Source organism: Rubrivirga sp. SAORIC476 (genome assembly GCF_002283555.1).
Lineage (GTDB): Bacteria > Bacteroidota > Rhodothermia > Rhodothermales > Rubricoccaceae > Rubrivirga.
Map to the genome: position 1 here is coordinate 2002022 of NZ_MVOI01000003.1, position 21768 is coordinate 2023789.

The following is a 21768-nucleotide window of genomic DNA, read 5'->3' on the forward strand; positions in this document are numbered from 1 at the left end:
AGAGGGGACGGGCCCGAGTCTACGGCCCCGGGCAGCTGGAATCTACCGCTGCCTCACGCGTCGCATTCCGCTTCGACCCATCGAATGGCCGACTCGAGGACCGCGGGGCCCTCCGCGTCCACGTCGGGTGCGATCGGGCCCGCATATCGGCGGCCTGTCCGGTCCACGAACACACCGGTGGTCACGATCAAGAGTGCGCCATCGTCCAGCCGAACGGTCTGGTTTGCCGTCGGGACGCCGTATGTGGGCGAGCCGAAGCTCGCCGAGCGCGGGCGCCCCCGGAACGCGACGACGAGGGCCTCCGCCGAACTCGCCGTCAGGCTATCGGTCAGCACGGCCACCGGCGGCGTCCCGTCGAGGACCACAGGGGACTCGACGGTAAGCTGGGGGGCGGAGAGGGGGAGGATGCCCGCCAGGCGGAGGCGGAGCGAGACCTTTCCTCCGGCGTAGCGCCACCCCATGTCCGACGGCCCCGGCACGTCGATTCCTCCGGCCTCGCCCTCACCCACGAGCGGCCCCGTGCCGGCCAGCATGGGCCAGAGATCCCCGCCCTGGTTCCCGCGGAGGTCGAGGACCCAGCCGCAGGGCTCGTCGTCGGCCAGTTGGGCGAGCGCGCCGTGGATCGCCTCCGCGAGGCCCGACCGCCGCTCGGGGTCGTCGTAGATGGCCGTGCCCAGGCGGAGGACGGCCACGGAGCCCACGGATCGCCCGTCGACAGGCGGCCCCTGCTCGGCCCGGCTCGCGCTCCGGCCGGCCGCCACCTGATCCGCCGTCACGAACGCGCTGTGGCCGTCGCCGAGCGCCTCGACGGCGTGGCGGATGGCCGGGTACGTCTCGGCGGGGGAGTCGGCGTTTCGCGCCAGGTCTGCTACGGCGTCGAGGGCCTCGGCGTTGAGCCTGTCGGCGTGGAGGGCCTCCTCCTGGAGGATCGTCAGGGCCCGAACTAGGTAGGCCTCGGCCCCGGGGGTGATGTCGCCGAGGTCGCGGGAGCCGAGCGGATGTCTTGGCCCGCAGCCTGCGATCACCGCCAGCAGCGCGACGGTGAGCCAGGCCCGGCCGATTCGACTAGGACCAGGTGAGGAACGATGGCGCATGAGAGGGGGCGTGGAGGCGCAGCAGGACGAGGCCGACACCGGAGAGGCCGGTGTAGAGACCGGGGTCGAAATATCCGGCGCCGTACTGGGCGACGTACGTTCCGTCGGCCCGGAGAGTCAGCCGCGCGGCCATGCCGCGGGCCGCGTCGGCGAGGGGGCCGTGGCCGCCGGAAACCTCGAACGCCGCAGCGACCCGCCCGAACGCGCCGCAGCAGGCGTGGTCGCGAGGCTGGTCGGCCAGGTCGAGAAGCCGGGCGGCTGCCTCGGCCAGCGGCCCGGGGGCCTCGATGTCGGGACCGTCTCCGGAGGAGGCGAGCGCGAGAAGGACGCCTGCCGTCCCGTGGCACCACATGTCGGAGGCAGGCTCGGGCGCGGCTTCGGAATCGTCCAGCCGGTCCAACCGGATCCACGAGGCGGTCGCCGAATCCATCCGTGACTGGACGTAGCCGATCGCATCGGCGGCGGCGGCGGTGTGCCGCTCGGTCCCGGCCAGCGCCCCGACACGCCGGAGGGCGTCCGCGATGCCGGCTACCCCGTGGGCGTACCCGATCAGGACGCCCTCCTCGGCAGAGGGCCATACCGCATGGCCTCGGAGCGAGAGGCGCGCCTGCAGGAGCCGGTCCGCACACCGAACGGCGAGGTCCAGTGCCCGCGCGCTCCCGGTGAGCTCATGGACACGGCTGAGACACAGGGCCGCGCCCGCCGACCCGGCGATCACGTCCAGGGCCTCGTCGCGGTCGATGGCCTCGGGGTCAAGGTGGTCGAGGGCGTCGACGGATGCGTCGGACCACGCGGGGTGGTCGAGGAGTCGGCCCGCCTCGGCGAGCGCGTACAGCACCGACGGCAGGCCGGTCGTCCCGCCGAGGCCGCGCACACGTCCCGCCCGGACCCGTCCCGCGAGGCCGTCGAGGAGCCTGCGCGCCATCCGCTCGGACGCGTCCGAGCCTCGGATCGCCGCGTGTGCTGCGAGAAACAGGCCGACTCCCGCCACGCCGTCGTGGAGCGACACCCCCGGCGGGGAGACCTCGCACCGGTCCAGGGCGGCCACACGGTCGACGTGGGGCCAGATCAGTGTCCCATCGGGCTGCTCGAACAGACCCGCTCGGATCTGGGCCGACACCGCGTCGGCCGCGGACCCGAGGTCGGCCGGGCTGGCGGCGGGCAGCCGGCGCCTGGGGGCGGGAAGGACGGTGGTTCCGTTCGAGCGCCGGGTGAAGAGGGCTGCCCGGATCGAGGCCTGCTGGAAGGCGAGGTCGTCGAGGGAGAGCGCCTGGATCCGGGCCTGGGTCCGTGCGAGCCCGCTCTCGGCGAAGAAGTGCGGGATGGGGCCCGCCGAGGTCTCGAGGGCCGTGCTGTCTACCGTCGCCTCGAAGAAGGGGACATCGAGGACATCGAGGGTCGCCTTCTCGTCGTGGACGATGGGGGCCCACGCCTCGCTGCCTTCGGCATGGAGGAGAGGGCGGAAGAGGAGGTCGAGTTCGAGGTCGCGGAGATCCGGGTCTCGAAGATGTCGGCACGTGAGGGCCTGGCGTGTCAGGGACCCGTAGGTCCGCGTGTGGCGGAACAGAAACCGCGTCCGGGCGCCATCGAACGCCGAGAGGGGCCCACCCGTCGAGCCCAACTCCTCGCGCCGGTCAGCGAAGAACCGGTAGGCGGCCTCGAACCCGGCCATCAGGTCGTCCTCGTAGTCTTCGGGGTGGGCGGGCCCCGAGTGGGCGTGTGGAACGTTCTTCCTCGGGCCGTCGGGTGAGGGACCCGCGTCGAGCAGCCCCATCTCGCCGCTGAAGCCCCCGGTGTCGATCCGGAGCGACCCGGCGCCTGACCAGTGGGGGAGGAGCGAAGTCGAGACCACCGACTCGGAGATGACGGCCGCCGGGGCGGCCGCGCCGAGCGTCGGTGGGTGATGGGCGAGCAGGACTTCGAGATCGATCGGAACCGGACCGTCCGGCCCCGCCACGATGTTTTCGAAGTGGAAGTCGCGGCCCCCGAGCATGTGGAGGGTGCACAGGAGGGCCCCGGCGCGCTGATAGTACCTGGCCGGGTCGACCGAGCCCTTCGCCTCGGCGATGAACTCGGCCCACCCGTGGGATCGGCGCCCGACTACTCGGGGAGAGTGGACGACCGGGCCGTTCTCGGCCGCCATCCACGCGGCGAACCGCCCGAACGCTAGGTCAAGGTCGACCGGGCGCGGTTTGTACACGGCCTTGAACCCGGAGCCGAACGTGGCGATCACGACCGAACGCCCCCGGCGATGCGGGTCGGAGAGGCCCGTCGAGACATCGACGAGGGGGCCGATGGCGCGGTCTCCCGTCCAGGCCTTCGCCGCCGCCTCGATGGACGACCGGTCTCGGCCGAGCCGACGCGCAAACTCCACCGTCGACTCGACCCAGTACAGCGCGCGCGTGGGGACGAGGCGAGCCAGGACGGGATAGTCCTCGAACAGGGTGTCGCCCGCGTCGCTCGCCAGGTCGGCAACGAACCCGGCGTAGACCTCGTCTGCGTTCCCACCCCGGATCGACTTCCGCACCGCGTAGGCCGTCCGAAGCGGATGGGAGGCGAGGGTGGCCAGTTCCGCTCCCAGCGCGGCCTCGAACCGATGGAGGACGGGGGCAGGCAGGGCGTCCTCCGGGCCGAGCGTGGCTCGGACGCGCTCGGCCGCCGCAGCGACCCACGGCGCCCAGGCCTCGACGAACGGGGTGCCTCCAGAAGGGACTTTGGCCCTCATGGAGCCCTCCCATCCCGAGGCCAGGCGGCGGGCGTCTGCCGTGAGCGCGGCGAGGGCGGGGGCGTCTGCACAGGGGGGCGCCGGTCCGGCATCGGTCCCGGAGAGCGCGCGCGGAGGGGCGCCGAGGCGGAGGCGGGCGTGGATCCGGGTGGAGTCGCCGCGCGCGGCGAGAGCGACCCAGCGGTCGGTGGCGGGGAGGGCCATGGAAGGGGGGAGGGGGAATGCGAAAGGTGCCCGCACGGCGCGGGCCGGCGGGCACCTCATGGGCGTCCTGGAAGGGGTGCCCTTACGTCGTCTCGATGCAGACCGCGGCCCAGCTCTTGAAGCAGTCGCAGGTGAACGTGCAGATCCAGGACTCGGACTCGGCCTGGACGCCGCCCGCGACGGCCTCGAGGTCCGCCTCCGAGAGCTCGGCCTCGGCCGGAGCCTCGTCCGGGATCACCACGACGTTCTCGCCGCTCGCGACGCCGAGGTCGGCGCTGACGAACGTGATCGACGGGAGCTGGTCGGCCGGGTAGCCGGCGGAGGCGAACGCCTCGTGGAGGTCGGCAGCCGGGTCGTTGATGAGGCGTGCCTTCAGGGCGTCGTCGGTCGTGGCGCGGAGGACGAGGCGCTCGATGATGCGGTCGGGGGCCACGGTGGGCTTCTGGTTAGCCATTGGAGTCTGTGTTCGGTGTGAAAGGGTGTTTCGGTTTGAGAGACCGTCGAGGCTGCGAAGGCCGCCTCTGGGGTCTGCCACGAGAGCTCCAAGGGCTGTGCCAAGAGGCCGTGAAGGGCTTCAGGACCTCCTGTGCCCGTCGGGGGGCCGGAGGGTAGAGCCCGGGTTCGGCTTGTCGGGCCGGAGGCTCTACTGGCGCGGGCCTCAGGCCGCGTTCCGCCGGTACCGCTCAGGCTTGAGGCGGTGGTGGCGGAGGAAGTCCATGAACTTGAGGTACTCCGCCTCGGGCAGCCCGAAGGCCCGGAGGGCGCGCTTGTAGCTGCCGCCTGCCTCGGAGAGCCCGCGCTCGACGATCTGGCGGACCTCGTCGCGGTTGAGCTCACGGTCCAGGTACGGATCCCGGACGACGGACCAGAAGGAGCCCTGGCCGCGCGACATCTGGGCGTAGGGGTCGCCGGTGCCGCCCGCGGCCATCGCCAGCGTGCGCTCGTCGAGTTCGTCGGGATCGGCCCGGAGCTCGGGCTCCACGTCGGCTGCCTCGATGGTGTCGCCGAGGCAGAGGCAGAAGGCCGTGTCGAGCAGGCCGCGGACTTCGCGGACGTTGCCCGGCCACGGGTAGCCTGTCAGGGCACGCACGGCGGACTCGCCCAGCAGGCGGTCCGCGCCGGCCTGGCGGCAGAGCTGGGCGAGGTACGCCTCGGCGATCATCCGCCAGTCGTCGCCGCGCTCGCGGAGGGCGGGCACGTGCAGCCGGAGCGGTGCCAGCCGGTAGTACAGGTCCTCGCGGAACGTGCCGTCGGCCACCATCGCACGCAAGTCGCGGTTGGTGGCCGCCACGACGCGCACGTCGACGCGCCGGGCCGCCGACTCGCCGAGGCGGACGATCTCGCCCACGCCGATGGCGCGCAGCAGGGCCGCCTGAGCGCGCGGCGTCAGCTCGCCGACTTCGTCGAGGAACAGCACCCCGCCGTCGGCTTCTTCGAACAGGCCCTTCCGGTCCTCGGTGGCGCCCGTGAACGAGCCCTTCTTGTGGCCGAACAGCTCGGAGATGAGCAGGTTCTCGTCGACGAACTGGGCGCAGTTGACACCCACGAACGCGCGCCCGGTGCGCGGCGACAGCAGGTACGTGGCGCGGGCGAACAGTTCTTTGCCCACGCCGCTCTCACCCGTGATAAGGACGGGGCGGTCGACACGGGCGAACCGGTCCAGCCGGGTCTGGGCGGCGAGGAGGCCGGGCGAGGTCCCGATCATGCGAACGACGCCGGTGCGACCCCAGATGGCTTCGGACAGAGCCGCGATGCGGGAGGCGAGAGGCGTGAGCCAGGCGGAGGTAGGAGCAGGCATGGGACCAGAGTGCAGGAGAGAAGCGAGGGTTACAGGCAGACGATATGGCCCATGATGATGATGCACTTCTGGTCGGGGTCGTCGGAGGCGAGGGCGTCCTGGACCTGCGTCGCGGGTCCGGTCTCGGGTGCCGACAGAGCTTGGGCCGGGAGGGTCGGGGCGAGGAAGAGGGCGAGGGCAGCGAGGAGGAACATGGCCAGGGAGGAAGGAGTGGTGCGGGGTGGAGCCACAGTTTGCGTAGTGGAGCCCACTCTCTACTAGGCACACTCTGACCCTTCGTGGTGGTCGTTCTGCAAAGCTCGCCCGTCGGCTCTGCTACGTGCATGTCTATCAGGGAGACGAGTCGTGCTCGCAAGGCGACTAGCGGAACTAGTCGATCGGTCTATGGCCGAGGGACGGTCCTGGAAAAGAGACTCGTGAAGTGCGGGGTGGGCCCCGCTCCCTCGCGTGCGAGAGGCCCGATCTCGCGATGGGTCTCTCCCTCTATCGCCCGGGCGCCTCCTCCACGGCCTCGGCGCGCGGCACCGAGACCTGCACGCGGAAGCCGCCTTCGGAGCGGTTCGCCACGTGGAGCGTCCCGGACACCGCGTCGGCTCGTTCCTGCATGCCGAGCAGCCCGAAGTGGCCGTCGGCGGCGAGGGCAGAGAAGTCGGTCACGGCGCCGAGGCCGGGGCCGTCGTCCTCGATGATGAGGCAGACCTCGTCGTCCGACAGGTCGAGTTCGAGGCGGAGGGTCGCCGGAGGCCCGTGCTTGGCCGCGTTGTTCATGGCCTCCTGCGCGATCCGGAACAGTGCGAGGCGGATGGGCTCGGGGAGCTTGAGGCCGTCGGGGGCGAGGGCGAGGCGGACCTCGATGCCGGGGTGCCGTCGGCGGAACCGGTCGGCATGGGCGGAGAGGGCGGCGGAGAGCCCGAACGGGCCAAGCGCGGGGGGGCGGAGCGCCTCGGTGATGCGGCGGAGGTCCTCGACGACGGTGTGGGCGTCGTCCTGCGCGCCGCGGACACGCGGCCGAGCGGCAGCGTCGCCGTCGAGCGCGTCGGCGGCGAGGCCGAGCTGCATGCGAAGCGCGTGGAGGTCCTGGAGCGGGCCGTCGTGGAGTTCGCGCGCCAGCTGTCGGCGTTCGTCCTCGCGGCTCTCGGCCAGTTGCCGCCTGGCCTCCTGAAGCTGCCGCCGCTTGTCGAGTTCCTTGAGGTAGCGGCGGCGGTAGACGTAGAGAGGCAGTATCGCCACCAGAACGACCGCCCCGCCGAGCAGCCCCAGCAGGACGTAGAAGGTGGCGCGCGGGATGTCGATGTTGACGCGCTGGCTCCGCCCCTCGACCGCGTCCTGCACGCGCGTCTGGATCGACTGCTGGTAGAACTGCGGAATCAGGATGCGCCCGCCGTAGGGGTCCTCAACCTCGATCCAGGTCTTGCCGAGGCTGGTGGAGCCCTCGGCGCCATCCGCGTCGAGCGCCCGGTAGCGCCACGTGCCCAGGCGCTCGGCCCCCATCACGTAGAAAGAATCCCAGGCGAGGGCCTCGCGGAGGGCCGGGGGCGTCTGCGCCATCGCTGGCACGGCGACGAGCGAGACAGCGAAGACGAGTCGGGAGAGGCTCAGCACACGCGGTGGGGCTCGGCCGCGTTACTCGGCGCCGGGGAACCCGTTCCGCCACGCCCACGCGACGGCCTCGCGCGCCGTCCTGACGCCGATCTTGGCATACGTGTTGGCGAGGTGGTTGCGGACCGTGTTCTCGGAGATGAACAGTGTCTCGCCAATCTGGGCGTTGGCCTTGCCCTGCGCCAGCAGCGCCAGCACCTCGCACTCGCGCTCCGAGAGCCCAGCGGCCGGGTCGTCCTTCGACGTCGGCTGGACGAACCAGCGGCCCTCGCCCCGGGCCACGGCTCGAACGGCTTCGATGATGAGCGACGGCGGCTTGTCCTTGGTGAGGTATCCCGAGGCTCCGTTCTGCAGCAGCCCGCTCACGTACGAGGCGTCGTCGTAGGACGAGAGGGCCAGGACCCGGACCGGCAGCCCCTCATCGCGGACGGTTCGAGAGACGTCCACGCCGGTCAGGCGGGGCATCTCCATGTCCAGGACCGCCACGTCGAGCCCTCCTGCACGGATGGCGCGGATGGCCTCCTCGCCGTCCGCCGCCTCGGCCACGACCTCAATGTCGGCCTCGGCGTCGAGCAGTGCGCGGATGCCGCGCCTCCACACCGGATGGTCGTCGGCGATCAGGACGCGGATGGAGACGGGCATCGGGGCGTTGGGGTACCGCCAGAGGTTACGCCTGATTCGGTCGGGTCGGGAGGGCGGAAATATGCACCACCGTCTCTCCCGGGGCGCTCTGCACCGTGAGTGACGCCCCGACCGACTCGGCCTGCATGAGCATTCCGAACACACCGTACCGCCCCGTCTGGGCCAGGGTCGCGATGTCGTCTGGGACCTCCCACCCGTTGCCGTCGTCCCGAATAGTGAACTCCACACGCTCCGTGAATGTGCTCAGGCGGATGTCGATGGTGAGCGGAGGGCCGTGCAGGGCGGCATTGCCGATGGCCTCCTGTGCGATCCGGAACAGCGCGAGCCGAGTCTCGGCGGGCAGGTCGTCGTCGTCGAGGTCCAGGGAGACGGCGATGGCGGGGTGGTTCGCGCGGAACCGCTCGACGTGGGCGGTGAGGGCGGCGGCGAGCCCGAACGGGCCGAGCGCGGGGGGGCGCAGGCCCTCGCTGACCGCCCGGAGTTGCTGCACGACGCCCGAGACATCGGGGGGCGCCACGGGGAGACCGAGGTGGGTCGAGACGCGGGCGTCCATGCCGAGCGCCAGCAGGTCCTGCACGGGCCCGTCGTGAAGGACCGCAGCGAGCCGCCGGTGGTCGCGCTCGGCCCGGGCGAGGCTGAGCCGGGCCTGCTGCTCGGCCTGCTGGGCCCGGCGGTCTGCCTCGCGCGCTCGCCGCGCCGCCCGCGCGCAGACCCAGCCCGCAACTAGAGCCGCGACCAGCCAGGGAAGAAGAGCCACGAGAGGGAGTCCGGCGGCGACCAGGATCGTGAGGAAGACACTCGGCATCGCTTCCTGGTCAACGTCGCACCGTCTGGGGCGCGATCCGCGACGGAGGCCGCAGGCTGAGAGGATGTCCTACAACGCCCACGGGTCGGAGGCCCGCCAGTCGACGGCGTCGATGGCGCGGTCGACGACGGCGACGGCGCGGTCTCGGGCTTCATCCCACCCGCCCGCAACCGCGTCGAGGGCGTCGTCGCTGAGGACGGGCGCGGGGTGCGGGAGTTCGATGAACGCTTCCCCGTCGAGCCCTTCCAGGGGCGCCTCGCCGGGCTCCACGAAGTACACGGTTCGGCCCGGGGCGCGGATGCCCCAGTCGGCCAGGACGGTGTGGGCGCGGGCCTTCATCCGACGCCGGAGGGACGGGTCGGTGGCTGCGGCCGAGAGGAGCTCGCGGAGCGGGCGCTGAGAACTGAAGGCGTTCGACATCGGGAGGGAGGGAGGGGTGCGAAAGGGGGTTCAATCCCCGTGCCGCGGGGCTAGGAGGGCCCGCGGAGGGGATGGGGCCGGTCGAGTAGAGGGCGCCCTCGGCCGGGTAGGGCTGTCGCTCTGTCGGGCGGGGGGCGCCGAGAGGCGCGAAATGACGAGACGGGCGGCCGGCGTCATGCAGACCGCCCGTCTTCAGAGCGGAACGGGATCGGGGCTAGGCGACCGGGTCGCCGTCGGGGGTCCAGGGGTCGTCGGGGGTCCAGGTCCAGTCCCCGTCGGCGCCACCGGCGACGTCCTCGAGCTGGCTGTCGTCCAGTTCGTTGGGGTCGAAGGTGTCGGGGGTCTCGTTGTTGGTCGTGCTCATGGGATCAGGGGTCGATGTTGGGAGGTCAGGCAGACGCGGAGGAGTCCGCGCGCCAGTCCACGAGGAAGTCGGCCGCGGCCCGGTAGACCTCATCCGAGACGAGGCTCCCCCCGACGACGGCGTCGAGGGCATCCGGGTCGAGGGATACCGAGCCCAGAGCGGTCTCGTGGATCGCGTCGGCGAGCCGACACGCGGTGGTTCGGTAGCTCTCGGTGGAGCCAGCAGGCTGGGGAGTCACGGTCGGGAGAGGGCAGGGGACGGACGAGGCTCGCCGCCCGAGCGTCGCGAGACGGTGGGCAGCAAGCCCGCTGTGTCCGTGGTCGACATCGCGGGAGGCGGACCGGCGGGAGCCGGCCCGCCCTCACTTGTCCAACGACCGTGCCCGCCCGCTCCACCGCCCCTTCACCGGTGCCCGGCCCGGTGCCGTGGCGCTCCGGCTCTATCTCGTCGCGCGGGCTAGAGCCCGGGTGCTAGTGGCCTCGCCTCGGGCCCTCCACGGACGCCCCGAGGTGGCGCTACGCGGCGCGCAGGGTCGTGGCGACGCGGTCGACGCGCTGGTCGGGCGCGATCCAGCGGCCGTCGCCGCCTGCGACGGGGTAGGCGTTGGGCGTGCCCGGCACCATCGACCGCGACGCGCGCGCGGGCACCTTGCGGTAGCGGACGCCCTGCCACCAGAACAGCGCGCCCGGGGGCAGCAGCACGAACGCGACCGCCTGGGGCCGTGCCGGGGGGACCTCCACGCCGCACCGGGCCAGGGCGGCCTCGGCCGAGATCCCCTCCGCGAGCGCGAGCGCGACCGCCATCGCACGCGGGGCCTCTGCGGCCGCCTCGGGCGCCAGCCGGGCCAGCGCGCGGTCGACGGCCACGCGGACATCGTCGGGGGTGGGGGAGGGCATGGGGCCTCGTGCGTAGGGCGTGGGCGTGAGAACGCTCTCCGCCGCACCATGCTCCACGTTCTACGCCAGCACGATCTGCCGCCGGAGCCGCGCCACCGGGATGTTGAGCTGCTCGCGGTACTTCGTCACCGTGCGCCGGGCGATGGGGTAGCCCTCGCCCGCCAGCAGGTCGGCCAGCTTCTGGTCGCTGTGGGGCTTGGTCTTGTCCTCCTTGCCGACGATCCGCTCCAGGAGCGCCTTGACCTCCTTGTTGGAGACCTCCTCGCCGTCGTCGCCGGTGATGCCCTCGCTGAAGAAGTGCTTCAGCTCGTAGACGCCGTACTCGGTCTGGACGTACTTGCCGTTGACGACGCGCGACACCGTCGAGATGTCCATCTTGATGATGTCCGCGATGTCCTTCAGGATCATCGGCTTGAGGTTGCCCTCGCCGTGCTCGAAGAACTCGTGCTGCACCTCCACGATGGCCTCCATCACCTTCAGGAGCGTGTTGCGGCGCTGCTGGATGGAGTTGATGAACCACCGCGCGGACTCCATGCGGGTCTTGAGGAAGTCCTTCGTCTCGCGCGCCTTCGGGTCGCCCTTGGTCTTCTTGGCCGCGAGGTCGTTCCACATGTTCCGGTAGTGCCGGGACACGCGCAGCTCGGGGGCGTTGCGGCCGTTGAGCGAGATGCGGAAGTCCTCGCCGTCGCGCTCGACGGTGAAGTCGGGCGTGATGTAGTTGGTCTGGACGGCGAAGTCACCCTCGCCGGGCTTCGGGTCGAGGCTGCGGACGAGGTCGAAGGCCTCCTTGAGGTCGTACTCGTCGATGCCGAGCTTGCGCTGGATGGCATCGAAGTGCTTCATCGTGAACGCCTTGTAGCAGTCCCGGAGCATGTCGATGGCGTTCTCGCGGCCGTCGACCTCGTTGCCCATCATGTCGAGCTGGACGAGGAGGCACTCGCGGAGGTCGCGTGCGGCGATGCCGACCGGGTCGAGGCGCTGGATCTTGGAGAGCACGCGCTCGACGTCGGCCTCGGTGAGGACGACGCCGTAGTTGAACATGACATCGTCGAGGATCGACTCGACGGGGCGCCGCAGGTAGCCGTCCTCGTCGATGGAGCCGATGATCTGGTCGGCGACGAGTTCTTCGGTGTCGGTCAGGTCCAGCAGGCCGACCTGGTCGCGGAGGCCCTCGGCGAGCGACGACATGGCGGCCATGGGGGTCTCGCGCTCGTCCTCCTCGGCGGAGCGGTCGACCTCGGCCTTGTAGCCGTAGAGGTCGTCGGGGGCGTTGAGGAATTCGTCCCAGTCGAACTCGTCGTCGGAGGAGTTCTGGGGGTCGTCCGAGGGGAGGTCGTCGTCGCGGTCGTCGTTGGAGCCGTCGTCGGTGGGCTCGTCGGCGTTGTCGAGCTGGAGATCGTCTTCCTCCTCGCCTTCCTCCAGGAGCGGGTTGGCCTCCATCTCGGCCTTGATGCGCTGTTCGAGCGCGAGCGTGGGCAGTTGCAGCAGCTTGATGTACTGGATCTGCTGCGGCGAGAGCTTCTGCTGGAGGCTTTGTTTCTGGTGGAGATTGAGCATCGGAGGGACGGGCGACCCGGGGGGTATCGGGGGGACGCGGGGGCCGTTTAAGAGGCGGTGGCGGGGGCCGGGGCGGGGTCTTGCGGGCCGATGCCCACGTCCTCGCGGCGCTGCTGGAGCGTGTCGCGAAAGCGGGCCACCCAGTCGGCGCCGTACTTGCGGGTGAGGGGGCGATCCAGGAAGTCGGCGAGTTGGACGCCGGTGCGTCGGCCGTGGGGGACGGCGGAGTCGCAGAGCGAGATCCGCTCGTAGTTGATCACGTCGACGGCGTCGGCGCCCTCGCCGAAGGTCTCGATGCGGACGGGGTAGAGGTGGCACGAGACGGGCTTCTCGAAGCCGATCTTGCCGTCCCAGAAGGCCTGCTGGAGGGAGCACTTGGCGACGGCCGACTGGGCACCGCCGTCGTAGACCACGAACACGCACTCGCGATTGCGGACCGTGGTGGTGTGGTAGCCGGAGCGCTCGTCGCCTTCCCAGACGCCCTTGCGGGCGATCTCGGCGCGGGCCTCGGGCCGGAGCTTGTGCTCGACGACCGGGAGGGCGTCCTCGAGGGCCTGTCGCTCGTCGGCGTCGACGGGGGCGCCGCGGTCGCCGTGGACGCAGCACGCGCCGAAGCAGGAGCCCAGGTGGCACGCGAAGGGCGCGTCGAGGAGGGCGTCGGAGACGAGAACGTGGTCGACTGCAAACATGACGCCAACGTAGGGGCTGGCACGGTCTGCGGTCAACGGAAAACGCCGGGGGCAGGCGAATGTCGGGGCTGGGCCGACACCGGGCCGAGGCAGGGAAGACTGGTGTTCGCACCGACACCGAGAAGGGAGAAATGCGAACGGGGCGGGAGACCGGGGTCCCCCGCCCCGTGGCGGTGCCTGCGGGGCCGCGTCAGCGGGCGAGCGTGATGCGCTGCGTGAAGCGAACCGTGTCGCCGGACGCCGGGCGGATCTCGGCGACGACGACGTAGACGCCGTTGGCGAGTGCGTCGGCAGCGAGCGTGAGCGGGTAGGTGCCCGCGTCGCGCGCGCCCTGCGCCAGCCGGGCGACCTCGCGGCCGAGCACGTCCACGACGCGGACGTCGACCTCGGCGGCCTGGGCGAGCGTGAGCGGGACCGTCGCCGTCCGGGAGAACGGGTTCGGGAACGCGGCGTCGAGCGCGGTCTCGGCGGCCGTGGCGGACGCGCGCGTCGGCGCCGCGGCGAGGACCGGCCCGGCGAGGCCGGTGAGGCGGACCGGGCCGCCGTCGGCGACCAGCCGCATCGGGGCGTCGAGGCGGGCCACGCTGTAGGTCCCGGCGGCGACCCAGACCTCGGCGCCGTCGGCGGCGAGGAGCATCGGTGAGTCGAGCGAGGTGACGCGGAGCGGGCCGTCGCGGAGTGGCCCGTCGCGGGAGTCGGTGCGGGCGGTCTGCGCAGTGGCGCTGCCGGCGACGAGCGCCAGCAGGAGAAGGAAACGGGTCATGACACGAGGGGGCAGGAGGGACGGGGGGCGACGGCGGCTCACTGGAGCGTGACGAGCACGAGCACCAGGCCGGTGCCCTCGTCGAGGGACGTCATGGCCTTGCCGAGCACGGCGCCCTGGGACTGGGCCGAGTCGGTGACGCGCTGGGCGTGGCCGGGCGTGTCCGAGGTGGTGAGGAGGTCGCCGGGGCGGATGGGCCCGTTGGAGGCGTCGGCGTAGGCGTAGACGCGACCCGTGAGCGCGACCGGGTGGTCGCCGTCGGCGATGGTGCCGTCCTGGCGAAGGGTGAGGCCGGGGCGGATGCCGCCGGCGCCGCTGACGATGCCCGCGACGGTGCGGTCATAGGCACGGTCGGCCACGCGGAGCGCGCCCGGCACGTCGGGGTCGATGGCGACCACCATGCCCGGCGCGAGAATGGGCGAGTCGGCGATCATGAAGGGCTCGGCGATGTCGCTGCCACCCCGGAGTTCGAGGGCGTCGCTCCGGATGTCGCCCTGGACCGAGAACACGCCGGTGGACGCGGGCGAGCCGTCTTCGGCGAACCGGTCGGAGAAGGAGGTGACGGAGAACTGCGCCACCTGCGTCCGGGTGTTCTGGGCGTCGACGAAGACGAAGTTGAGGCGGTCGTCGGTGTCATCGCCCCAGGCGATCTCGGCGTCCTTGTTGCCCGCGGTCGTCTCCTTGCCCGGGCTGGCTCGCTCGACGAGCTGGAAGAGGGCGAAGTCGCTGTCGTCCTGGATGCGGATGCCGTACGGGTTGGTGGCCTCGCCGCCGAACGGGAACGGCGCGACGCCGGTGGCGACCCACTGGTTGCCGAAGGCGAGGCTGCCGAAGGTGCCGGTCTGGCGCTGCCCGACGACGCCGGTGGAGCGGACGAGGAACTGCGGGTCGAGCGAGCTCTGGTCGGTCACGACCGCGAAGTCGCCGTCGTTCTGATCCGCGATGAGGTACAGGGAGCCGGGCGCGACGCCGCCCGAGTTGCCCGTGATCGAGAAGCGGAACCGGTTGTTCTGGTTGCCGCCGTTGGTGCGGGTGATGGCGAAGGGAGACAGGCCGCCGGTGGTGTTCTTGATGATGTCCACGAGGGCCGTCGGGGCCGCGTGGTCGCCGACGCGGAGGCCGTCCTCGATGCGGACTTCGTCGAGGAAGGTGACCTGGGCGTGCACGGCGGTCGTCAGAACGAGCGCGAGGGCGAGGGTGGCAAGGAGACGCATGAGAAAAGCGGGAGAGGAGGAAGGGGCGCGATGGTGCGCGGGAGAGGGAAAGTCTATTTTTTGACTCATTGTTTCTGTTTCGATCATAACAGGATGTTTGTGTCGATCACGTAGGTCACTCGGAGGGGGTGCGGTAGCCGCTGCGTCCTAAGGAGATTCCGTAGCCTCCGAAGTGGGGCTTACGAAGGCAGGAAGTGGACTTGTCCATTCGCGGTGTTCCGTCGCTGTCAGTCGACCGTGAGGTCCGTTTCTACCGCGGCCCGGCGAACGGTCGCAGCCCGGCACGCGGTTGTCGGTGCGCCAGCGTCCGGGGTCCTCGGGGCGGGGCCGGTGGTCCCCTTCCGTTCGAAACGATCGCCACGGGTTTCGGTGGACGTCGGGTCCTAGTTTCCGGTACCCTGCGTCTACCCTAATGCTCTCTTCGGCCTCCTCTGCCCACCACGAGGACCGCGTCGGCGCGGTGACGGCACTCCTCCAGGAGGTCGTCGCGGGGGAGACGGCGGCCGAGGCGCTCGTGGAGCGGCTGATGCCGGTCGTCTACGAGGAACTCCGCGACATCGCGCGCGCGCAGCGGCGGCGCTACGACGTGGGCAGCTTCCAGACGACGGCGCTCGTCCACGAGGCCTACCTCCGGATGGCCGGGCAGGACCTGGTGCCGGATCGCGCCTACGTGTTCGCGTCGGCGGCGCGGGCGATGCGGAACGTGCTCGTGGACCACGCCCGGCGGCGGCACGCGGCCAAGCGCGGCGGCGAGGCCTCGCCCCTGAGCCTGACCGCGGTCGGGGGCGTGGCCGACGACTCCGCCGACCTCGACAACTTCGCGGCCCGGCTCATCGACATCGACACGGCGCTCCACGGGCTGGCGGCCCTGGACGAGCGGGCGGCGCGGGTGATCGAGTGCCGCTACTTCGGCGGGCTCTCGTTCGACGAGACGGCCGCCGCGCTCGACATCAGCGTCGCGACCGCCAAGCGCGACTGGCGTCGCGCCAAGGCGTGGCTGCACCGGGCCCTGGATGATGGGTCGGACGCCGAGCCGGACCCCACGCGACCGGGCTGACACCGCACCGGCTGCGCCGACGGAGGGAAGGATGATCCCCTCTCCTGGTTCTCTCGATGCGGCCTGACTCTACTGACTGGGCGCGCGTCGGCGACGTGTTCGACGCCGTCGCCGACCTCCCGCCCGACGCCCGCGCGGACGCGCTCGACCGCCTCTGCCGGTCCGCCGACGGCCACCTGGACACTCACCTTCGGGCCGAGGTCGAGAGCCTGCTCGCGGCGGACACGACGGCGGACCTCTTCGGCGAGGGGATGGACACCGACCACGCCGCCGCGCTCGTCTCCGACGCCGCGGTGACGGGCGAGCGGGTCGGGGCGTGGCGCGTCGTGCGCGAGATCGGACGAGGCGGGATGGGGCGCGTCGACCTCGTGGAGCGGGCCGACGGGGCCTACAGGCAGGCCGCGGCGCTGAAGCGGTTGGGCCTCGTCGCGGGCGAGCGCGTCCGCCTGTTCGTGCGCGAGCGCCAGATCCTGGCCCGCCTGAAGCACCCCGGCATCGCGCGCCTCCTCGACGGCGGAGTCACGGCGCAGGGGGTGCCGTACCTCGTCATGGAGTACGTCGAGGGAGAGCCACTCACGGCCTACGCCGACGCCCACGACCTCTCGCTGGATGCGCGGATCGCGCTCTTCCTCCAGGTCTGCGACGCGGTCGGCTACGCGCACCGGCACCTCGTCGTCCATCGGGACCTGAAGCCGTCGAACGTGTTCGTGACGGAGGAGGGCGACGTGAAGCTGCTCGACTTCGGCATCGCTCGCCTGCTCGACGAGGCCACCGAGGTGGAGGCGAGCGTCGAGACGGCGCTCCCGATGCTGACGCCCGAGTACGCGGCGCCGGAGCAGGTCACCGGGGAGCCGATCACGACGGCCACCGACGTGTACGCGCTCGGGGTGTTGCTGTACGAGTTGCTGGCAGGTACGCGGCCCTACGCCATCCAACGCGCGACCCTGAGCGGCATCGTGGCGGCGGTACGCGACGCGCAGCCGCCGCTGCCGTCGACGGTCACCCGGGAGGCCCGTCGGCGCGCGCTCCGTGGCGACCTCGACACGATCGTGATGAAGGCGCTCGCCAAGGACCCGGCCCGGCGGTACGGTGCCGCCGAGGACCTCGGCGCCGACCTCCGGCGCTTCCAGCGGGGCGACCCGGTGGTGGCGCGCACGCCGACGGTCGGCTACCGCGCGCGGCGCTTCGTGGGGCGCCACCGCGTCGGCGTCGCGACGACCGTGCTGGTGACGCTGCTGGCCATCGGCGCGACGGCGTTCTACACGAGCCGCCTGGCCGCCGAGCGCGACCGCGCCGAACGGTCCGCCACGCGCGCCGAGCGGACGGCCGACTTCCTGGAGGGCATCTTCGCGGGGTCGGACCCGACGGGCGCCAGCAACCCGGACTCGCTCTCGGCCCGCGAGTTGCTCGATGCCGGGGCCGCGAAGGCCCGCGCCGACCTCGCCCAGGAGCCGCTCGTGCTCGCGCAGATGCTCGGCACCATCGGCCGTGTCTACCGCGCCGTGGGGCTGTACGACGCCTCCGAGCCCGCCCTGCGCGACGCGCTCGGCCTGTTCGAAGCGACCGGCGAGGACCCGCTCGGGCACCGCGACGCGCTCCTGGAACTCGCCAACCTCCAGTACCGCAAGGAGGCGTACCCGCAGGCCGACCGGTTCGCGCGCGAGGCGCTACGGCTGGACTCGCTCTACGCCCGGCCTGGCGAGAGCGAGCGGCTGGCCATCCTCAACACCATCGGGCTCATCCTGTCGGACACCGGGGAGCTGGAGGAGGCCGTGCGCGTGATCCGGGAGGTGATCGCGGGGCGCCGCGCCGACGACTCCGAGGAGGCCCGGGTCGACCTCGGTGTCAACCTCAACAACCTCGGCCTGATCCTGATCGACCTGGAGCGGTTCGACGAGGCGGAACTGATCCTAGACGAGGCCATCGCGCTCTGCATCGAGACGCGCGGGGCGGACCATCCCTACGTGGCGTTCGCGCTCAACTCGCGCGTCGCCATCCACCAGCACCGGCGTGACTTCGCGCGGGCCGTGGTCGACCAGGAGCGATCCGTTGCCATCGGCGAGACGGCGCTCGGGCGAGACCATCCGTTCCTCACCTACGCGCGGGCCAACCTGACCGACCTGCTCGCGATGCGCGACTCGGTGGGCCGGTAGCGGGCGCGGCCGCCTTCGCGCGGCCGACGATGATCCTCGCGGTCGCCGTTCGACGCACGAACGGACATGACCCCACCCGTCGACTCCGTCCGCTGGGGCGAGATCAAGCGGCTCTTCGATGTTGCCGTCGACCTCGCGCCCGCCGACCGCGAGGCGTTCCTCGCGACCGCCTGCCAGACCTCCACCGGCGCCCCCGACGTCGCCCTCCGCGACGCCGTCGCCTCGTTGCTCGCGGCCGACGAGGCGACCGAGTCCGGCGCATCGGCCGGGTTCCTCGGTACCTCGCCTCTGACCGTCCTGTTCGATGGGTGGAGCGACGAGGCTGCCGGGGAGGAGCCATCCGCGAGCGGCGGTCAGGCCCCCGACCCCGGCCGCCTCGGTCCCGAGGCGGGCTACCGGAGCACCGCCATGCGCCTCGTCAGCGCGCCGTCGGGGGTGGTGAGGCGGTACAGGTAGACCCCGCTCGGCAGAGAGGTCGTGTCGAACGGGACGGTGTACGTGCCCGGCACGTGCGGTCCGTCGGCGAGGACGGCGACGCGGCGGCCGACGGCGTCGAACACCTCCAGCGCGACCGGCCCGGCGGTGGGGACTGCGAAGTCGATCCGCGTGGTCGCCGAGACCGGGTTGGGGGCATTCTGGCGGAGGTCGAGGCGGGGCGGCGCCGTGCCGTCCTCCGCGTTCACCGGGTTCGCCTCGAACTCGATCCAGTTGAGGCTGAAGAGCCAGCCCGTCGCGTCCGAGTCCGAGTCGGCCTCGACGCGCAGGATGTGGACGCCCGCCTCGATGGGCACGTTGGTGACGGCGAACGGCTGCCAGGACTGCCACCCGCCCGTGCCGGGCACGGCGCGCTCGCCGCTCACGTCTACGTTGTCGACCAGCAGCCGGAACGTGCCGAAGCCGGGCACCGTGGAGAGGTACGGGGTGATCGTGTAGAGCCCGTCCGCGGGGACCTCGAAGGTGTACTCCAACCACTCGCCCGCGGTGATCCAGTACACGTCGAACCCGTGCGTGCTGGCGCCCTCGATGTCGACGCCTTCCGACGGCCGGTACGCGAGGCCGATGTTGTTCGCGTCGACGTCGTGGTAGGCGATGCCCTCGCCGCCGAGGTCGTAGTCCTCGGCCTCGATGGTGCCCGGCATCATCGGCGGGGTGCCGCCGTAGGGCGTGCCGTTGCCGAGCACGGTGACCCGGACGCTGTCGCGCGCGGTGAAGCCCTGCGCGTCGGTGACGGCGAGGGAGACCCAGCGCTCGCCGAGGTCGGTGAAGACGACGGTCGTGTCCGCCTCGGTGCTGGTGCGGCCGTCGCCGAAGTCCCAGGCGAAGGCGAGCGCGTCGTCGTTGGGGTCGAAGCTGCGGCTGCCCTCGAAGGTGACGGTGAGTGGCGCCTTGCCCGTCGTCGCGCTCGCGCGGAGGAGGGCGACCGGCGCATCGGGGTTCTCGGTGGCCGTGCTCTCCGACCGCAGCTCGCTCGGGGCGACGGTCATCGTGTAGCCGTCCGAGAAGGTCACCAGCCGGTCGGCGGCGCCCGCGTTGTAGGCGATGTACGTCAGGTCGTCGCCATCGCGGAAGACGGCGAAGGTGGGCACGTCGGCCGTGATGCCGGGCTCCACGCGGCCCATCTTCTTGACGGTGTAGAGCCAGTGCATGGTGTGGGCGCGTGACTCGCCGTCGAACGGCTCGTAACCGGGGTCGGCGAGGTAGGCCGCCAGCGCGCGCGACGGGTCGCTGAGCGCGAGGTACTGCCACAGCACGTCCTTCCAGACCGCAGGCGGACCGCCGCGCTCGGCCACGATCTCGTCGTAGTTGGCCGTGACGAAGTCCGGGTGGTGGCCGAGGTAGAGCGACCCGCTGGTGACGGGCAGGATGTTGATGCCGTGGATGAACTCGGGGTCGCCACCGAACCACGTCGAGTGGACGCCCTTGCCGCCCCACACCATCCCGATGGCGACGTGCGGGTAGCTGGCCGGGAAGACGGCGTCGTCCACGTCGAACCAGTACTGGTCCACCGCGGCCGCCTCGGTGGTGTAGAGGTAGATGCCGAGGTCGCGGATCTCGGTCTGGCCGGTGGCCTCGCCCCAGAGGACGACCGCCGAGGCGAAGTTCATCGACTCGGAACTGGACTCCTGGTTGTTGCCCTCGGCGAAGTCGCCGTGGCCGGCCGCCCACGAGTGCCCGGCGTAGGCGTCGTAGGTGCGGAGGAAGGGGAAGCGCTCGTCGTCGCGGTCCCAGTTGTTGGCGTCCTTCACGAGCAGGTTGACCATGCCGCCCCAGGCCTCCTGCGCGGCCCACGCGGGATCGAAGCGAGCGATGGTGGCGGCGCTCTGGATGGCGTAGCTCGCGTGGAAGTGGTGGTCGTTGATCTGGTTGTCGGCCCCGAAGCCGGACGGGTAGCCCGTCAGCACGTCCCAGGTGGCGTTGTACGAGTATTCCTGCGCCCCGCCCACCGTGAACCAGTCCTCCAAGCGCGTCTTGAGCAGCGACAGGAAGTGGTCCCGCTCGGCCGTCGCGCCGAGCTGGTCGGCGATGTGGACGAGGTGGGCGACGCGGCTCATCGCCTTGCCGTTCTCGTAGCTCGGCCCGGCGGGCAGCGGCTCCTGCGCCGCCTGCTGCACGAGCGCGAGCAGGTCGGCCGGGTTGGCGGCGCCGCGGTCGGGCAGGGCGGGGAGGACGCCCGTGAAGGGCTGCTCGGTCGAGAAGGAGCCCGCCTCGATGAGCCGCATCTCGCCGCGGGGCGACGCATACGTGAGGCCGGTCGTCGGGACCTCCATGTGGCGCCACTGGTGGCGGTACAGCGCCGTCATCGTTTCGTTGACCGTCGTCGGGTCGCTGCCCTTCAGCTCGGTGTCGAGGGTGTACGTGGCGGTGAGTCGCGCGCTCGGCTCGTCGTACGTCCAGTCGACCCGGCTGTCGGTGACGAAGGCGTAGGCGTGGCGGCGGAACAGCTCCAGCGTCCCGGGCTGGGCGTCGGGCAGGAGGGCGACGGAGACGGTGCCCTGGCCGTCGAGCGTCGAGACGAGCGGGTTCGTGCCCGTCCACACCGCGCCGGGCGGGGCGAAGACGCCGTAGTGCCGCCCGGCAACGGTCAGGCCCAGCACGCCGCCGCTGTTGGACCAGATCGTCGGGGTCTGGGCAGGCGTGAGGACGGCCCGGCCGCCGGTCATCTCGAAGAAGACGTACGGCAGGCCGTGCCCGAGCGTCGCCTCCATCGTGCGCGGCCCGTCGGTCCAGCGGGCCGTCACCGTCCAGTCGCCGTAGCCGGCGGTCTCGGCGCGGCTGGCCGCGAGGCCCTCGACGCCGACCGTCAGCTGCGCGGCGAACGGGTAGAGGTAGTCCGCGGCGACGAAGACCGGCTCGGTCGTGGTCCCGATCTGGAGGCCTGCCGCAGTCGCCCGCGCGTTGATCGGGTGCGCGTAGAGGATGTTCGAGTACGGGTCGCCGAAGAACGGGTAGGTGAGGCTGCTCCACCAGTCGTTGGACTGGACCGGCAGCCCGATGTCGGCTGTGCGCTTCGGGACGGCCGACTGGCCCGCCGCATTCTGAGGGCCGATCTCGCCGGACGGCAGCGTCGTGCTGTAGCTCCCCAGGCCGACTTGGACGGGCTGAGCCTGGGCCGCGAGGGCGAGGACGCTGACCAGGAGTGTGCAGAGAGGCGCGCGGAGGCGCGCAGCGTGGAGACGGGGGCGGAGAGGCATCGGCGTGTGGGGAGGAGCGGGGAGCCTCTCGGCATGTGCCCAATGTAGATGAAGTCTGAAAAGGCTTTCAGGATTTCTGTTCCCTCCCCGGGTTCT

General features: G+C 71.6%; 20 protein-coding genes. 3 read left to right on the forward strand and 17 right to left on the reverse strand.

The window, feature by feature from the left end:
- Positions 1-53: 53 nt before the first annotated feature.
- The 16 genes from B1759_RS10135 to B1759_RS10200 form a co-directional block, all read right to left on the reverse strand.
- Positions 54-1094 carry a S41 family peptidase gene (locus B1759_RS10135; protein WP_095514888.1) on the reverse strand — a complete coding sequence of 347 codons (1041 nt, stop codon included), beginning with the start codon at positions 1092-1094 and terminating at the stop codon, positions 54-56.
- Complete coding sequence (locus tag B1759_RS10140) at positions 1066-4023, reverse strand: type 2 lanthipeptide synthetase LanM family protein (RefSeq protein ID WP_158225205.1); 2958 nt, start codon at positions 4021-4023, stop codon at positions 1066-1068. The genes B1759_RS10135 and B1759_RS10140 overlap by 29 nt, the downstream gene beginning before the upstream one ends.
- Before the next feature lie 82 nt (positions 4024-4105).
- Positions 4106-4477 (reverse strand): hypothetical protein, encoded by a 372-nt coding sequence (locus B1759_RS19685; RefSeq protein WP_095514890.1) that lies wholly within the window; start codon positions 4475-4477, stop codon positions 4106-4108.
- A 204-nt stretch (positions 4478-4681) separates the two neighbouring features.
- Positions 4682-5821 (reverse strand): sigma 54-interacting transcriptional regulator, encoded by a 1140-nt coding sequence (locus B1759_RS10150; RefSeq protein WP_095514891.1) that lies wholly within the window; start codon positions 5819-5821, stop codon positions 4682-4684.
- A gap of 29 nt (positions 5822-5850) precedes the next feature.
- Entirely contained in the window at positions 5851-6015 is a 165-nt protein-coding gene (locus tag B1759_RS19690) for a hypothetical protein (RefSeq protein ID WP_158225206.1), read from the reverse strand.
- Between the two features lie 289 nt (positions 6016-6304).
- On the reverse strand, positions 6305-7423 hold the full coding sequence (locus B1759_RS10155) for a sensor histidine kinase (RefSeq protein ID WP_095514892.1): 1119 nt from the start codon (positions 7421-7423) through the stop codon (positions 6305-6307).
- 21 nt (positions 7424-7444) lie between these two features.
- Complete coding sequence (locus B1759_RS10160; RefSeq protein WP_095514893.1) at positions 7445-8062, reverse strand: response regulator transcription factor; 618 nt, start codon at positions 8060-8062, stop codon at positions 7445-7447.
- 25 nt (positions 8063-8087) lie between these two features.
- Positions 8088-8819: a sensor histidine kinase gene (locus B1759_RS10165; protein ID WP_143537335.1), complete on the reverse strand. Its 732-nt coding sequence runs from the start codon at positions 8817-8819 to the stop codon at positions 8088-8090.
- Between the two features lie 117 nt (positions 8820-8936).
- Positions 8937-9287 (reverse strand): hypothetical protein, encoded by a 351-nt coding sequence (locus B1759_RS10170; RefSeq protein ID WP_095514895.1) that lies wholly within the window; start codon positions 9285-9287, stop codon positions 8937-8939.
- A gap of 214 nt (positions 9288-9501) precedes the next feature.
- Complete coding sequence (locus tag B1759_RS19695; protein WP_158225207.1) at positions 9502-9651, reverse strand: hypothetical protein; 150 nt, start codon at positions 9649-9651, stop codon at positions 9502-9504.
- Positions 9652-9676: 25 nt separating this feature from the next.
- Complete coding sequence (locus B1759_RS10175) at positions 9677-9889, reverse strand: hypothetical protein (RefSeq protein WP_095514896.1); 213 nt, start codon at positions 9887-9889, stop codon at positions 9677-9679.
- Positions 9890-10166: 277 nt separating this feature from the next.
- Complete coding sequence (locus B1759_RS10180) at positions 10167-10547, reverse strand: hypothetical protein (RefSeq protein ID WP_095514897.1); 381 nt, start codon at positions 10545-10547, stop codon at positions 10167-10169.
- Positions 10548-10607: 60 nt separating this feature from the next.
- Positions 10608-12104 carry an RNA polymerase factor sigma-54 gene (gene rpoN / locus B1759_RS10185; protein WP_095514898.1) on the reverse strand — a complete coding sequence of 499 codons (1497 nt, stop codon included), beginning with the start codon at positions 12102-12104 and terminating at the stop codon, positions 10608-10610.
- A gap of 47 nt (positions 12105-12151) precedes the next feature.
- On the reverse strand, positions 12152-12793 hold the full coding sequence (locus tag B1759_RS10190) for a DUF3109 family protein (protein WP_095514899.1): 642 nt from the start codon (positions 12791-12793) through the stop codon (positions 12152-12154).
- A 190-nt stretch (positions 12794-12983) separates the two neighbouring features.
- Positions 12984-13556, reverse strand: coding sequence for a T9SS type A sorting domain-containing protein (locus B1759_RS10195; protein ID WP_095514900.1), 573 nt, complete (start codon positions 13554-13556; stop codon positions 12984-12986).
- Between the two features lie 38 nt (positions 13557-13594).
- On the reverse strand, positions 13595-14770 hold the full coding sequence (locus B1759_RS10200) for a hypothetical protein (protein WP_095514901.1): 1176 nt from the start codon (positions 14768-14770) through the stop codon (positions 13595-13597).
- 412 nt (positions 14771-15182) lie between these two features.
- Here B1759_RS10200 and B1759_RS10205 point away from each other — a divergent pair, with 412 nt between their 5' ends.
- The 3 genes from B1759_RS10205 to B1759_RS10215 all read left to right on the forward strand — a co-directional run bounded on the left by B1759_RS10205 (position 15183) and on the right by B1759_RS10215 (position 18436).
- Positions 15183-15827: an ECF-type sigma factor gene (locus B1759_RS10205; protein WP_095514902.1), complete on the forward strand. Its 645-nt coding sequence runs from the start codon at positions 15183-15185 to the stop codon at positions 15825-15827.
- Positions 15828-15883: 56 nt separating this feature from the next.
- Entirely contained in the window at positions 15884-17980 is a 2097-nt protein-coding gene (locus B1759_RS10210; RefSeq protein WP_095514903.1) for a serine/threonine-protein kinase, read from the forward strand.
- Positions 17981-18046: 66 nt separating this feature from the next.
- Complete coding sequence (locus tag B1759_RS10215) at positions 18047-18436, forward strand: hypothetical protein (RefSeq protein ID WP_095514904.1); 390 nt, start codon at positions 18047-18049, stop codon at positions 18434-18436.
- Here the strand turns inward: B1759_RS10215 and B1759_RS10220 are convergent.
- Complete coding sequence (locus B1759_RS10220) at positions 18373-21672, reverse strand: glycosyl hydrolase (RefSeq protein WP_095514905.1); 3300 nt, start codon at positions 21670-21672, stop codon at positions 18373-18375. The genes B1759_RS10215 and B1759_RS10220 overlap by 64 nt on opposite strands.
- Positions 21673-21768 lie beyond the last annotated feature (96 nt).